We start from the raw sequence: 14,727 nt of genomic DNA, 5'->3' as shown, positions 1-14,727 counted from the left end.
GGACACAAGGTCCCTCCCGAACCGCCCTTCAGGGGGTGGTCAGCACACGCGGGCAACGCTGTCGAGACCATCGACAGTGATGAACGTCACACTCCAGCCCGTGGTGGTGACCGGTGGGATCCGGCCGGGCGGCCCGGGAGGCGTTTCTCCCGGCTAGTGCGTCCGCGCCATCATGCCGCGCAGGAACGCCAGGTCGACCTCCTCCAGGGAGGAGACGACGGTGCGCCCCAGCGCCGGACCGATGGGGGCGACGGAGGGGACGGCGACCACGCGACAGCCGGCGGCCTCGGCCGCGGCGACCCCGGTGGCGGTGTCCTCGATCACGGCGCACCGGGCGGGGTCGGCGCCGAGTCCGGCGGCGGCGAGCAGATAGGGGTCGGGGAAGGGCTTGGTGCGGGAGACCTCGTCGCCGGCGATGGACAGGGCGAAGTGGTGCGGGCCCAGCACGGACAGGACGCGGTCGATGATGCGCCGGTGGGAGGCGGAGACCAGGGCGGTGGGGATCTCGTGCGCGTGGAGTTCGGCGAGGAGCCGGGCGGCGCCGGGCATGAGCGGAAGCCCCCCGTCGATCCGGCTCTCGAAGCCCTCGTTGAGCAGCACGGTGAGGTCGGAAAGGCCGATGTCGGCGCCGGTGGCCTCGATGAGGAAGCCGGCGCTGCGGGTCATGGGGCCGCCGACCACGACATGGCGCCAGGTCTCGTCCAGGGTGTGCCCGAGGGAGGCGAAGACCTCCACCTCGACGTCCCACCAGAAGCCTTCGGTGTCCACCAGGGTGCCGTCCATGTCCAGCAGCACCGCTTGCAGGGCGGAGCCTTCGGCCGTACGGGTTGCCGGCGCGGGGACCGTACTGGTCATCCGGGCGCACCTCCTTGAGGGACGACCAGGCCGGCTCCCCGGTGGGGAACCGGCCTGTGGTGGACCGACCAGTGTACGACTTATCCGATCAGTGTGCCGAGTGAGATGTGCGTCACCGTGCGTTGAAGTACTTCGCCTCGGGGTGGTGGATCACGATGGCGTCGGTGGACTGCTCGGGGTGGAGCTGGAACTCCTCGGACAGATGGACGCCGATGCGTTCCGGGTGGAGCAGGTCGGCGATCTTGGCGCGGTCCTCCAGGGCGGGGCAGGCGCCGTAGCCGAGGGAGAACCGGGCGCCCCGGTACTTCAGGGCGAACATGTCCTCGATGGCGGCGGGGTCCTCGCCGCCGAAGCCGAGTTCGGCGCGTACCCGTGCGTGCCAGTACTCGGCCAGGGCCTCGGCCAGCTGCACGGACAGGCCGTGCAGTTCGAGGTAGTCACGGTAGGCGTTGGCCTCGAACAGCTTCGCGGTCTCCTCGCCGATGCGCGAGCCGACGGTGACGACCTGGAAGCCGACGACGTCGGTCTCGCCGGACTCCTGGGGCCGGAAGAAGTCGGCCAGGCACAGCCGCCGGCCCCGGCGCTGGCGCGGGAAGGTGAAGCGGGTGCGTTCGTTGCCGTGCTCGTCCAGGATGATCAGGTCGTCGTCCTTGGACACGCACGGGAAGTAGCCGTAGACGACGGCCGCTTCCAGGAGGTTCTCCCGCTGGAGCCGGTCCAGCAGGCCCCGCAGCCGGGGCCGGCCCTCGCTCTCGACCAGTTCCTCGTAGGTGGGGCCCTCGCCGGTGCGGGCCTGCTTCAGCCCCCACTGGCCCTTGAACAGCGCGCCTTCGTCCAGCCAGCTCGCGTACTCCTTGAGCTGGATGCCCTTGACGATCCGGGTGTCCCAGAACGGCGGGGTGGGCACGGGGTTGTCGGTGGCGACGTCGGAGCGGACGGCGCCCTGCTGCGGGTTCTCCTCCGCCTCGACGGTGGCGGTGGCGCGGACCCGGCGCTGGCGCAGTTCGGGGAGCTTGGCGCCGGGTACGCCGCGCTTGACGCCGATCAGGGCGTCCATCAGGTGCAGGCCCTCGAAGGCGTCCCGGGCGTAGCGGACCTCGCCCTCGTAGACCTCGTGCAGGTCCTGTTCGACGTAGGCGCGGGTCAGGGCGGCACCGCCGAGGATGACGGGGAAGCGGGTGGCCAGGCCGCGCTGGTTGAGCTCCTCCAGGTTCTCCTTCATGATCACGGTGGACTTCACCAGCAGCCCGGACATGCCGATCACGTCGGCGCGGTGTTCCTCGGCCGCTTCCAGGATCGCGGAGACCGGCTGCTTGATGCCGAGGTTGACCACGTTGTAGCCGTTGTTGGACAGGATGATGTCGACCAGGTTCTTGCCGATGTCGTGCACGTCGCCGCGGACGGTCGCCAGCACGATCGTGCCCTTGCCCTCGGCGTCGGACTTCTCCATGTGCGGCTCCAGGTAGGCCACCGCGGCCTTCATCACCTCGGCCGACTGGAGTACGAACGGCAGCTGCATCTGGCCCGAGCCGAACAGCTCGCCGACGACCTTCATCCCGTCCAGCAGCGTGTCGTTGACGATGTCGAGGGCCGGGCGTTCGGTCAGGGCCGCGTCCAGGTCGGCTTCCAGGCCGTTGCGCTCGCCGTCGATGATCCGCCGCTTGAGCCGTTCCTCCAGCGGCAGCGCGGCCAGTTCCTCGGCCTTGCCCGCCTTCAGCGACTTCGCCGTGGCGCCCTCGAACAGCTGCATGAGCTTCTGCAGCGGGTCGTAGCCCTCACCGCGGCGGTCGTAGATCAGGTCCAGGGCGGTGGTGACCTCCTCCTCGCTGAACCGGGCGATCGGCAGGATCTTGCTCGCGTGCACGATCGCCGAGTCCAGACCCGCCTTGACGCACTCGTCCAGGAAGACCGAGTTCAGCAGGATCCGGGCGGCCGGGTTCAGTCCGAAGGAGATGTTCGACAGGCCCAGCGTGGTCTGCACCGCCGGGTGCCGCCGCTTCAGCTCACGGATCGCCTCGATCGTGGCGATGCCGTCCTTGCGGGACTCCTCCTGCCCCGTGCAGATCGTGAACGTCAGGGTGTCGATGAGGATGTCCTCCTCGCGGATCCCCCAGTTCCCCGTCAGGTCCGCGATCAGCCGCTCGGCGATCTCCACCTTCTTCTCGGGGGTGCGGGCCTGGCCCTCCTCGTCGATGGTCAGCGCGATCAGTGCCGCGCCATGCTCCCTCGCGAGGCGGGTGACCTGCGCGAACCGGGAGTCGGGGCCGTCACCGTCCTCGTAGTTCACCGAGTTGATCACCGCGCGGCCACCGAGCTTCTCCAGGCCCGCCCGGATCACGGCGACCTCGGTGGAGTCCAGCACGACGGGCAGAGTGGAGGCGGTCGCGAAACGGCCCGCCAGTTCCTCCATGTCCGCCACGCCGTCGCGGCCCACATAGTCCACGCACAGGTCCAGCATGTGCGCGCCCTCGCGGATCTGCTCGCGCGCGATCTCCACACAGTCGTCCCAGCGGCCCTCCAGCATGGCCTCACGGAACTTCTTCGACCCGTTGGCGTTCGTCCGCTCGCCGATCGCGAGGTAGGACGTGTCCTGCCGGAACGGCACCGACTGGTAGAGGGAGGCCGCGCCGGGCTCGGGGCGCGGGTCGCGCTCGGGCGGGGTGACACCGCGGACGCGTTCGACCACCTGGCGCAGGTGCTCCGGCGTGGTGCCGCAGCAGCCGCCGACGAGCGACAGGCCGTACTCGCGGACGAAGGTCTCCTGCGCGTCGGCCAGCTCGGGCGCCGACAGGGGGTAGTGGGCGCCGTCCTTGCCCAGCACCGGCAGACCCGCGTTCGGCATGCACGACAGCGGGACGCGGGCGTGGCGGGCGAGGTAGCGCAGGTGCTCGCTCATCTCCGCCGGGCCGGTGGCGCAGTTCAGACCGATCATGTCGATGCCCAGCGGCTCCAGCGCGGTCAGCGCCGCGCCGATCTCCGAGCCCAGCAGCATGGTGCCGGTGGTCTCGACCGTCACCGACACGATCACCGGCAGGTCCAGGCCGAGGGCTTCGATGCCGCGCCGGGCGCCGAGGACGGCCGCCTTGGTCTGGAGCAGGTCCTGGGTGGTCTCCACCAGCAGCGCGTCGGCGCCGCCGGCGACCAGGCCTTCGGCGTTGCGCTGGTAGGCGTCGCGCAGGGTGGCGTAGGGAGCGTGACCGAGGGTGGGCAGCTTGGTGCCGGGGCCCATCGAGCCCAGCACCCAGCGGGGCCGGCCGTCCCGCGCGGTGAAGGAGTCGGCGGTCTCCCGGGCCACCCGGGCGCCCGCCTCCGACAGCTCGTAGACCCGCTCGGAGATGTCGTACTCGCCGAGCGCGGAGTGGTTGGCCCCGAACGTGTTGGTCTCCACGCAGTCCACGCCCACCGCGAAGTACGCCTCGTGGACGGAACGGACGATGTCGGGGCGGGTCAGGTTGAGGATCTCGTTGCAGCCTTCGAGGTTCTCGAAGTCCTCAAGGGTCGGCTCCTGGGCCTGGAGCATCGTGCCCATGGCTCCGTCGGCGACCACCACACGGGTGGCGAGCGCCTCGCGGAGCGCGGACACACGGGCCCGGCTGTCGGCGGAAGGGGACGTTGGCGACGAGGCCATGTAAGGGCTCCCTGGGATGCGACGGCTGTCGGCTATGCGGCTTCCCCGGACGGGCCGGGCTTGCCGCACGGCGTCAGGGTAACCGGGAGTCGGCTTGGATGGGCACCACGTCCACGAGACGGACGTGAGTGGCCGGAAAGTCACCCATGGCTCACGTGTGATGTAACAGGTGGCGTCCGACCATTAGCGAGAGGTCGGCATGGACCGGTAGTGTTCGGCATTGCCGAACGGTGACTGCGCCCTAGGCAGTCGAAGGGGACGGAGGCAGACGGCGATGGCACGGAACATCCAGTCGCTCGAACGGGCGGCGGCGATGCTGCGGCTGCTCGCAGGCGGCGAACGGCGGCTGGGGCTGTCGGACATCGCCTCGTCGCTGGGTCTGGCCAAGGGCACCGCCCACGGCATCCTGCGCACCCTCCAGCAGGAGGGGTTCGTGGAGCAGGACGACGCCTCCGGCCGCTACCAGCTGGGCGCGGAGCTGCTGCGCCTGGGCACCACCTATCTGGATGTGCACGAGCTGCGCGCGCGGGCCCTGGTGTGGGCGGACGACCTGGCCCGCTCCAGCGGGGAGAGCGTGTACCTGGGGGTGCTGCACCAGCAGGGGGTCCTGATCGTGCACCACGTCTTCCGGCCCGACGACAGCCGGCAGGTCCTGGAGATCGGGGCCATGCAGCCGCTGCACTCCACGGCGCTGGGCAAGGTGCTCTCGGCGTACGACCCGGTGGCGCACAGCGAGGCGCTGGAGGCCGACCGGAAGCCCTTCACCGACCGCACGGTGTGCGACGCCGCCGGCTTCGAGCACCTTCTCGACCTCACGCGCGCGCGGGGCTACGCGGCCGATGTGGAGGAGACCTGGGAGGGCGTGGCGTCCATCGCCGCCCCCATTCACGACCGGCGCCGCATGCCGGTGGGCGCGGTCGGCATCACCGGCGCGGTGGAGCGGCTGTGCCCGGAGGGCGAGCTGCGCCCGGAGCTGATCGCGGCGGTGCGGGACTGCGCCCGCGCGGTGTCCCGGGACCTGGGCGCCGGGCGGTTCTGAGACGGCCGCGGCCGGCCGCGGCCGGGGCGCGTGAGGGCACGCGCGGGAGCAGGGAAAACAGCCGGGGTGCCAGACGGCACCCCGGCTGTTGATCTACCCTAAAACGGACAAAAATCCCCTATCGTACGTCCGCGCACGAAGGTCGATAACCTGCAGCGATCAATAACGATCCTGTTTTCGATAACAGAACTCTTGACGCACGCGTAACGCCGAACAAGACTCCCGTCCATCGGTCGGCATTGTCGAACACCTAACGGCAATACGCGCTAGAGTGTGACAACGCCAAGGGCCGGCATCGCTCTCACCCACGAGGGCGCCAGAACCACCGGAGGGACCCGGGGTTCGGCTACCCCTGGACGAAGGACAAAGGAGTCGCGGGTGTCCAGCTCCGACATCTTCATCGGCGAGACCATCGGTACCGCCATACTCATCCTGCTCGGCGGCGGTGTCTGTGCCGCCGTCACGCTGAAGGCCTCCAAGGCCCGCAACGCCGGTTGGCTCGCCATCGCCTTCGGGTGGGGCTTCGCCGTCATGACGGCCGCGTACATCTCCGGACCGCTGTCCGGCGCGCACCTCAACCCGGCCCTCACCGTAGCCCTGGCCATCAAGGACGGCGACTGGAGCAACGTTCCGACCTACTTCGCCGGTCAGCTGCTGGGCGCTCTCATCGGCGCCGCCCTGGTGTGGGTCGCCTACTACGGCCAGTTCCTCGCCCATCTGACGGACAGGGAGATCGTCGGCGGCCCGGGCGCGCAGGCCACCTCGGCCAAGGCCGTCGAGGCCCAGGAGAAGGGCGCCGGCCCGGTCCTCGGCATCTTCTCCACCGGTCCCGAGATCCGGAACGTGGCGCAGAACCTCGCCACGGAGATCATCGGCACCTTCGTGCTGGTCCTCGCCGTCCTCACCCAGGGCCTGAACGACCAGGGCAACGGCCTGGGCGTGCTCGGCGGTCTGATCACCGCGTTCGTGGTGGTGTCCATCGGTCTGTCGCTGGGCGGCCCGACGGGCTACGCGATCAACCCGGCCCGCGACCTGGGCCCGCGCATCGTGCACGCCCTGCTGCCGCTGCCCAACAAGGGCGGCTCCGACTGGTCCTACGCCTGGATCCCCGTGGTCGGTCCGCTGGCCGGCGGCGCGATCGCGGCGGGCCTCTACAACCTCGCCTTCGCCTAGGAAGCTTGCGAAAGCACCGAGACTTCGCGCGCACGCCGTACGCACAGCCCCCTCACCACGGACTTCCAGGAGCACACAGTGACCGACGCCCACACCGCAGGCCCCTTCATCGCGGCGATCGACCAGGGCACGACCTCCTCCCGCTGCATCGTCTTCGACCGGGACGGCCGCATCGTCGCCGTCGACCAGAAGGAGCACGAGCAGATCTTCCCCAAGCCCGGCTGGGTCGAGCACGACGCCAACGAGATCTGGGCCAACGTCCAGGAGGTCGTCGCCGGTGCCGTGGCCAAGGCCGGCGTCACCCGGGACGACATCAAGGCCATCGGCATCACCAACCAGCGCGAGACCACCGTGCTGTGGGACAAGAACACCGGTGAGCCCGTCCACAACGCCATCGTCTGGCAGGACACCCGCACCGACGCCCTCTGCCGGGAACTGGGCCGCAACGTCGGCCAGGACCGCTTCCGCCGGGAGACCGGCCTGCCGCTCGCGTCGTACTTCTCCGGGCCCAAGGCCCGCTGGCTGCTCGACAACGTCGAGGGCCTGCGCGAGCGCGCCGAGGCCGGCGACATCCTCTTCGGCACCATGGACTCCTGGGTCATCTGGAACCTGACCGGCGGTGTCGACGGCGGCCGGCACGTCACCGACGTCACCAACGCCTCCCGCACGCTGCTGATGAACCTGCACACGATGCGGTGGGACGACAAGATCTGCGAGTCCATCGGCGTGCCGGAGCGGATCCTGCCCGAGATCCGCTCCTCCGCCGAGGTCTACGGCGAGATCAGCGGCGGCCGGCTGGGCGAACTGCTCGGCGGCATCCCGGTCGCCTCCGCGCTCGGCGACCAGCAGGCGGCCCTTTTCGGCCAGTGCTGTTTCTCCGAGGGCGAGACCAAGTCGACCTACGGCACCGGCACCTTCATGGTGATGAACACCGGCGAGAAGATCATCAACTCCTACGCCGGTCTGCTCACCACCGTCGGCTACAAGATCGGCGACCAGCCGACCGTGTACGCCCTGGAGGGCTCGATCGCCGTCACCGGCTCGCTGGTGCAGTGGATGCGCGACCAGATGGGCCTGATCTCCACCGCCGCCGAGATCGAGACGCTCGCGCTCTCGGTCGAGGACAACGGCGGCGCCTACTTCGTGCCGGCCTTCTCCGGCCTGTTCGCCCCGCACTGGCGCTCCGACGCGCGCGGGGTGATCGCCGGCCTGACCCGGTACGTCACCAAGGCGCACCTCGCGCGCGCCGTCCTTGAGGCCACCGCCTGGCAGACGCGGGAGATCGCCGACGCCATGGTGAAGGACTCCGGCGACGAGCTGGTGACCCTCAAGGTGGACGGCGGCATGACCGCCAACAACCTGCTGATGCAGACCCTGGCCGACGTCCTGGACGCACCGGTGGTGCGGCCGATGGTCGCCGAGACCACCTGCCTCGGCGCCGCCTACGCCGCCGGTCTCGCCGTCGGCTTCTGGTCCAGCACCGACGACCTGCGCGCCAACTGGCGCCGGGCCGCCGAGTGGACCCCCCGTATGGACGCGGAGACCCGCGCCCGTGAGTACAAGAACTGGCTCAAGGCCGTCGACCGGACCATGGGCTGGATCGACGACGAGAGCTGAGCGGTTCAACCGGCTCAGACAGCTCTGACGAGGAGTAAGTACCCCACATGACCAGTCAGTCCACCCTGCAGTCCGTGCCTGCCCTGGGGACGCGCCCGGCCTCCGGCTCCCACCCGAGCCGCGCCGAGACCAGGGAGCAGCTCGCCAAGGCGTCGTACGACCTTCTTGTGATCGGCGGCGGCATCCTGGGCATCTCCACCGCCTGGCACGCCGCGCAGTCCGGGCTCAGGGTGGCGCTGGTCGACGCCGGCGACTTCGCCGGTGCCACCTCCTCCGCCTCCTCCAAGCTGCTCCACGGCGGCCTGCGGTACCTGCAGACCGGCGCGGTGAAGCTGGTGGCGGAGAACCACTTCGAGCGCCGGGCGGTCTCCCGCCAGGTGGCCCCCCACCTGGCGAACCCGCTCACCTTCTACCTGCCCGTGTACAAGGGCGGCCCGCACGGCGCGGCCAAGCTCGGCGCGGGTGTCTTCGCCTACTCCGCGCTGTCCGCGTTCGGCGACGGCGTCGGCCACCTGCTCTCGCCGGCCAAGGCGGCGCAGGACGTGCCCGAGCTGCGCACCGAGAACCTCAAGGCCGTGGCCGTGTACGGCGACGACCAGATGAACGACGCGCGCATGGCGCTGATGACGGTCCGCGCGGCCGTCGAGGCGGGCGCGGTCGTCCTCAACCACGCCGAGGTCACCGGGCTGCGCTTCACCCGGGGCCGGGTGACCGGTGCGGACCTGAGGGACCGCCTGTCCGGCGAGGAGTTCGGTGTCAACGCCCGCCTGGTGCTGAACGCGACCGGCCCGTGGGTCGACCACCTGCGCAGGATGGAGGACCCGAACGCGGCGCCGTCCATCCGCCTGTCCAAGGGCGCGCACCTGGTCCTGAAGCGCACCTCCCCCTGGAAGGCCGCGCTGGCCACGCCCATCGACAAGTACCGCATTACCTTCGCCCTCCCCTGGGAGGACATGCTGCTGCTCGGCACCACCGACGAGGAGTACGAGGGCGATCCGGCGGACGTGTCCGTGGGCGAAAAGGACATAGCCCAGATCCTGGACGAGGCCGCGTTCTCCGTCCGGGACCAGCAGCTCCAGCGCGACCTGATCACCTACGCGTTCGCCGGTCTGCGGGTGCTGCCGGGCGGCCCCGGCGACACCGCCAAGGCCAAGCGGGAGACCGTGGTGACCGAGGGCAAGGGCGGCATGCTGTCCGTCGCGGGCGGCAAGTGGACGACGTTCCGCCACATCGGCCGCACGATCATGAAGAAGCTGGAGGCGCTGCCGGGCCACCCGCTCGGCGACGACTTCGAACCGATCTCCTCGCTGCCGAAGAAGCTGCCGCTGCCCGGTGTCGCCAACCCGCGCGCGGTCGCCCACCGGCTGCTGGTCGACGCTCCGGCGCCCGGCCCGCGGATGGCCGCCGACACCGCCAGGCACCTGGCCACCCACTACGGCTCGCTGGCCTTCGACATCGCCCGGCTGGCCAACGAGAACCCGGAGCTGGCCGAGCGGGTCCACCCCGACGCCCCCGAGATCTGGGCGCAGGTGGTCTGGGCCCGTGACCACGAGTGGGCCGAGACGCCGGACGACGTGCTGCGCCGCCGCACCACGCTGACCATCCGGGGCCTGGCCACGGACGAGGTCCGGGCGAGGGTCCAGGAGGTCCTGGACGCGAAGTAGACACGTCCGCCAGGGACGGGCCGCGTACGCGGGGGGCGCCTCCGGCCGGGGGAGGCGCCCCTCGCGCGCGCCCGCATAATGTGCGGACACACGCGATGTCCGGGGGACGGGAGGCCGGTTGATGGCAGTCACGGACGAGGCGATCGAGAAGATCAAGGACATGATCGTCTCCGGTGCGCTGCGCCCGGGCGACCGGCTGCCCAAGGAGAGCGAACTGGCCGCCGGGCTGGGGCTGTCGCGCAACTCGCTGCGGGAGGCCGTGCGGGCGCTGTCGCTGATCCGCATCCTCGACGTGCGGCAGGGCGACGGCACCTACGTCACCAGCCTCGATCCCCAACTGCTGCTCCAGGCCATGAGTTTCGTCGTGGACTTCCACCGCGACGACACGGTGCTGGAGTTCCTCGCGGTGCGCCGGATCCTGGAGCCGGCCGCGACGGCGATGGCGGCCTTCCGGATCGGCGCGGAGGAACTGGACGCGCTGTCGGCCCGGTTGGACGCCCTGGGCGAGGCGCCCTCGGTGGAGGAACTGGTCGCCGCCGACCTGGAGTTCCACCGGAGCATCGTGCGGTGCGCCGGCAACTCGGTGCTGTGCTCGCTGCTCGACGGGCTGTCCGGGCCCACCACGCGGGCGCGGGTCTGGCGGGGGTTCACGCGCGAGGACGCGGTCGGCCGCACCCTGGGCGAGCACCGGGCGATCCTGGGCGCGCTGCGCGACCGGGACGCGGAGGCGGCGCGGTCCTGGGCGACCGTGCACATCGCGAGCGTGGAGCAGTGGCTGCGCTCGGCGCTGTGAGTCCGGCGTGAGACCGGTACCCGCGCGTGTTCCCCGGTGGCGAACGGGGCAGTGATCCGTTCACTCCCCCGTGCAAGGGGGCTGCGGGCGCCCCCGCGGGACGCCGTAAGGTTGGTGGGTCAAGCGAGGGCACGTCGGAAGGAGGCACTGGGTGATCGAGCTGGAGGGGGTTCCCGAGCTGATCGACCCAGTCATGGTGGCCGCGTTCGAGGGCTGGAACGATGCCGGCGACGCCGCCTCCACGGCGGTCGCGCACCTGGAACGCGAATGGAAGGGCGAGGTGTTCGCGGCGCTGGACGCCGAGGACTACTACGACTTCCAGGTGAACCGCCCCACGGTGTTCATGGACGGCGGTGTGCGCAAGATCACGTGGCCTACGACGAGGCTGTCCGTGGTCCGGGTCGGCGGGGACAAGCCGCGCGATCTGGTGCTGGTCCGCGGCATCGAGCCGTCCATGCGGTGGCGTTCGTTCTGCAACGAGCTGCTCGGCTTCGCGCACGAGCTGGGCGTGGAGCTGGTGGTCATCCTGGGCGCCCTGCTCGGTGACACCCCGCACACGCGTCCGGTGCCGGTCAGCGGGGTCACGTCCGACCCGGACCTGGCCCGCCGCATGGACCTGGAGGAGACCAAGTACGAGGGTCCGACGGGCATCGTCGGCGTCCTGCAGGAGGCGTGCACGCACGCGGGCGTCCCGGCGGTCTCGCTGTGGGCGGCCGTGCCGCACTACGTCTCCCAGCCGCCCAACCCCAAGGCCACGCTGGCGCTGCTGAACCGTTTGGAGGACCTGCTGGACCTGCGGATCCCGCAGGGCGAGCTGCCCGAGGACGCGCGGGCCTGGCAGGTGGGCGTGGACCAGCTGGCGGCCGAGGACAGCGAGGTCGCCGAGTACGTCCAGACGCTGGAGGAGGCCCGGGACACCGCGGAGCTGCCGGAGGCGTCCGGGGAGGCGATCGCCCGGGAGTTCGAGCGGTATCTGCGGCGCCGGGACGTGGGCCCTCCGGGCGGGAAGCCGAGGCCGCCGGCCGCCGGCGGTCCGGCCGACGACGACGAGGACGGTTCGGAGGGCTGAGGTACGAGCCCCCGAGGCATGCGCAAGGGGCGGTTCCCGGAGGGGAACCGCCCCTTGTTCGTATTCCTCGCGGTGGCGGGGTGTGGTTACAGGGCCACGCCGAGCAGGGCGTCCACCGCCCGTGTCACCAGGCCGGGGGCGCCGGTGTCCGTGCCGCCCTCCTCCTCCTGGCGGGCCGCCCAGCGGTCCACCGCCGCGAGGGCGGTGGGGGCGTCCAGGTCGTTGGACAGGGCCTCGCGGATCTCCTCCACCAGGGCGTCGGCCAAGGGGCCGTCGGGACGGGAGACCGCCGCGCGCCAGCGGCCGAGGCGGGCCACGGCGTCCTGGAGGACCTGGTCGGTCCACTCCCAGTCGGCCCGGTAGTGGTGGGCCAGCAGGGCGAGGCGGATGGCGGCGGGGTCGACGCCGTCGCGGCGCAGCCGGGAGACGAAGACCAGGTTGCCCTTGGACTTGGACATCTTCTCGCCGTTCAGGGCGACCATGCCGGCGTGCACATAGGCCTTGGCCATGGGGAACTCGCCGGTGAGCACCTGGGCGTGCGAGGCACCCATCTCGTGGTGCGGGAAGGCGAGGTCGGAGCCGCCGCCCTGGACGTCGAAGCCCATGCCGAGGTGGTCCAGTGCGATGGCCACGCACTCGATGTGCCAGCCGGGGCGGCCCCGGCCGAGGGAGGCGCCGTCCCAGCTGGGTTCGCCCTCGCGGGCCGCCATCCACAGCATCGGGTCCAGCGGGTTCTTCTTGCCCGGGCGGTCCGGGTCGCCGCCGCGTTCGGCGGACAGCAGCCGCATGGCGGCGGCGTCCAGGTGCGAGACCTGGCCGAAGTGCGGGTCGGACTCGACGGAGAAGTAGATGTCGCCGTCCAGCTCGTAGGCGGCGCCCATGTCCCGCAGGCGCTCCACGAGCGGGACGATGCCGGGTATGGCCTCGACCGCGCCGATGTACTGGCGCGGCGGGAGCATCCGCAGGGCGGTCATGTCCTCGCGGAAGAGGGCCGTCTCCTTCTCGGCGAGGGCGACCCAGTCGACGTTGTCCCGCTCGGCCCGCTCCAGCAGCGGATCGTCGACGTCGGTGACGTTCTGGACGTAGTGGACCTGCCGCTTGGTGTCGAGCCACACGCGCTGAACGAGGTCGAACGCGTTGTAGGTCGCCGCGTGACCCATGTGGGTCGCGTCGTACGGCGTGATGCCGCAGACGTAGATGCGGGCGACGGGACCGGGGTCGAGGGTGACCAGACCGCCGGTCGCGGTGTCGTGGATCCTCAGGTCGCGGCCCTGACCAGGCAGGGCGGGGACCTCGGAAGCGGGCCAGGCATGCATGTACATGAGCCTAACCGGCCCCCGGCCGCGTATACGAACGGGATCGGGCCGGATGACCGGTTCGGCGTTCTTGAACATCGGCGCCGGGTGTGCTGCCGCGCCGGCCGCGCTCACCCGGGGTGGCCGCGCGGGTGCTCGGCGGGGGCCGCTGGGCACCTCACACGGGTGGCCAGGGAATGGCGGGCCATTCGCCGCTCGGCTCCGGGTGCCGGCCGGAGGTGAGCAGCGCGTCGACACGCGCGCGCGTGGCGTCGATCTCGGCCGCCGTGATCAGCGCGGCGAGCCGGGTGCCCAGCGGGCCGTCCAGGGCGTCCCGCAGCCTCTTGAGGACGCCGACGGCCTCCTCCGGGAGGGGTTCGCCGGCCCAGCCCCACAGCAGGGTGCGCAGTTTGTCGTCGACGTTGAAGGTGACGCCGTGGTCGATGCCGTAGAGCCGGCCGTCGGCGGTGGGCAGCAGGTGGCCCCCCTTGCGGTCGGCGTTGTTGATGACCGCGTCCAGGACGGCGAGCCGGCGCAGCCGCGCGTCGTCGGCGTGCACCAGCAGCGCGGTGCGGCCCTCGCCGACGTCGGCGAGCCCGACCGCCTTCCAGCCCGGCTCCGGCTCCTCGCCGTCGACCAGGGCGAGCAGCTCGGCCTCGGGGTGGACGTCGATCCACAGCTGGCACATGCCCTCGCCGTACGGCCCCTCGCGCAGCACGGTGGGCGGTACCAGCTCCCAGCCGGTGGCCTCGGAGACCTCGTAGGCGGCCACCTCGCGGCCCGCCAGGGTGCCGTCGGGGAAGTCCCACAGGGGGCGCTCCCCGGCGACCGGCTTGTACACGCAGGAGGCCTGGCGGCCGTCGAGGGCGACCGTGCAGAACAGGGCCGCGTTGGATGCCTCGCGGATCCGTCCGCGGACGGTCAGCTCACCGTGCGCGAGCAGCTCGGCCGGGTCGGGGTCGGCCGTCACGCTCCGCGGCGGTATCCGTTCTGGCGCGGACATACGTGTCCTTCCGGGTCGAGCGGGAGGCTGCACAGCGGGCACGGCGGCCGCCCGGCGTTGACGACGTCGAGGGCGCGCTTGGCGAAGGCCCGGGCCTGCGCGCCGGTCAGCCGGACCCGCAGCATCGGGGGTCCGTTCTCCTCGTCCTGGAGCAGGCGCTCCTCGGCCTCGGCGAGGTCTTCCTCGGTGTCGGCGTCCAGCTCGACCAGCGCCTGCGCCTCGACGATCATGCGCTGGTCCTCGCCGTCCCAGGCCAGGGCCATGGTGCCGACGCGGAACTCCTCCTCGACGGGAGTGTCGAGCGGTGCGGTGTCGGTGATCTCGGCGGGGGCGACGGCGGGGACGGCGGCGCTGCCGCCACTACGCCGTACGACCTCGTCCAGCAGTTCGTCCATGCGCTCGGCGAGCGCGGCCACCTGGGTCTTCTCCAGGGCCACGCTGGTCACGCGAGAGCCTGCGATGGCCTGGAGGAAGAACGTACGGCGCCCGGGCAGTCCGACCGTGCCGGCCACGAAGCGGTCCGGCTGGTCGTAGAGGAACACCTGACGGGACACGTCCTGTCTCCATAAAGTCGTGGTTTCGAGAGGTTCG

The 14,727-nt window shown here is 71.2% G+C and carries 11 protein-coding genes; 6 read left to right on the top strand and 5 right to left on the bottom strand.

Annotation, left to right across the window (positions count from 1 at the left end; all coding sequences use genetic code 11):
* Positions 1-153: 153 nt before the first annotated feature.
* Together ABD350_RS24055 and metH are read right to left on the bottom strand one after the other, a co-directional pair.
* Positions 154-855, bottom strand: a complete 702-nt coding sequence (locus ABD350_RS24055) for an HAD family hydrolase (protein WP_344350377.1) — start codon at positions 853-855, stop codon at positions 154-156.
* 112 nt (positions 856-967) lie between these two features.
* Positions 968-4,483 (bottom strand): methionine synthase, encoded by a 3,516-nt coding sequence (gene metH / locus ABD350_RS24050; protein WP_344350376.1) that lies wholly within the window; start codon positions 4,481-4,483, stop codon positions 968-970.
* A 274-nt stretch (positions 4,484-4,757) separates the two neighbouring features.
* Between metH and ABD350_RS24045 the strand changes: the two genes are divergently transcribed.
* From ABD350_RS24045 to ABD350_RS24020, 6 genes are all read left to right on the top strand, one after another.
* On the top strand, positions 4,758-5,522 hold the full coding sequence (locus tag ABD350_RS24045) for an IclR family transcriptional regulator (protein ID WP_344350374.1): 765 nt from the start codon (positions 4,758-4,760) through the stop codon (positions 5,520-5,522).
* Between the two features lie 378 nt (positions 5,523-5,900).
* Positions 5,901-6,695: an MIP/aquaporin family protein gene (locus ABD350_RS24040; RefSeq protein ID WP_344350373.1), complete on the top strand. Its 795-nt coding sequence runs from the start codon at positions 5,901-5,903 to the stop codon at positions 6,693-6,695.
* A 78-nt stretch (positions 6,696-6,773) separates the two neighbouring features.
* Positions 6,774-8,312 carry a glycerol kinase GlpK gene (gene glpK, locus ABD350_RS24035; RefSeq protein ID WP_344350372.1) on the top strand — a complete coding sequence of 513 codons (1,539 nt, stop codon included), beginning with the start codon at positions 6,774-6,776 and terminating at the stop codon, positions 8,310-8,312.
* 47 nt (positions 8,313-8,359) lie between these two features.
* On the top strand, positions 8,360-9,976 hold the full coding sequence (locus ABD350_RS24030) for a glycerol-3-phosphate dehydrogenase/oxidase (protein WP_344350370.1): 1,617 nt from the start codon (positions 8,360-8,362) through the stop codon (positions 9,974-9,976).
* Between the two features lie 121 nt (positions 9,977-10,097).
* Complete coding sequence (locus ABD350_RS24025; RefSeq protein WP_344350368.1) at positions 10,098-10,769, top strand: FadR/GntR family transcriptional regulator; 672 nt, start codon at positions 10,098-10,100, stop codon at positions 10,767-10,769.
* Positions 10,770-10,920: 151 nt separating this feature from the next.
* Positions 10,921-11,838, top strand: a complete 918-nt coding sequence (locus ABD350_RS24020) for a PAC2 family protein (protein WP_344350366.1) — start codon at positions 10,921-10,923, stop codon at positions 11,836-11,838.
* A gap of 86 nt (positions 11,839-11,924) precedes the next feature.
* Here ABD350_RS24020 and mshC read toward each other — a convergent pair whose 3' ends face one another.
* The 3 genes from mshC to ABD350_RS24005 all read right to left on the bottom strand — a co-directional run bounded on the left by mshC (position 11,925) and on the right by ABD350_RS24005 (position 14,690).
* Positions 11,925-13,154: a cysteine--1-D-myo-inosityl 2-amino-2-deoxy-alpha-D-glucopyranoside ligase gene (gene mshC / locus ABD350_RS24015; protein ID WP_344350365.1), complete on the bottom strand. Its 1,230-nt coding sequence runs from the start codon at positions 13,152-13,154 to the stop codon at positions 11,925-11,927.
* A gap of 157 nt (positions 13,155-13,311) precedes the next feature.
* Positions 13,312-14,136, bottom strand: a complete 825-nt coding sequence (locus ABD350_RS24010; protein ID WP_344350364.1) for an SCO1664 family protein — start codon at positions 14,134-14,136, stop codon at positions 13,312-13,314.
* A complete protein-coding gene (locus tag ABD350_RS24005; RefSeq protein WP_344350363.1) occupies positions 14,100-14,690 on the bottom strand; it encodes a DUF3090 domain-containing protein in 591 nt (196 codons plus the stop codon). The genes ABD350_RS24010 and ABD350_RS24005 overlap by 37 nt, the downstream gene beginning before the upstream one ends.
* Positions 14,691-14,727: the final 37 nt, after the last annotated feature.

The organism is Streptomyces nogalater, from assembly GCF_039532885.1.
In the GTDB taxonomy this organism is placed as follows: Bacteria; Actinomycetota; Actinomycetes; order Streptomycetales; family Streptomycetaceae; genus Streptomyces; species Streptomyces nogalater.
This window is presented reverse-complemented; position numbering and strand designations above follow the sequence as displayed.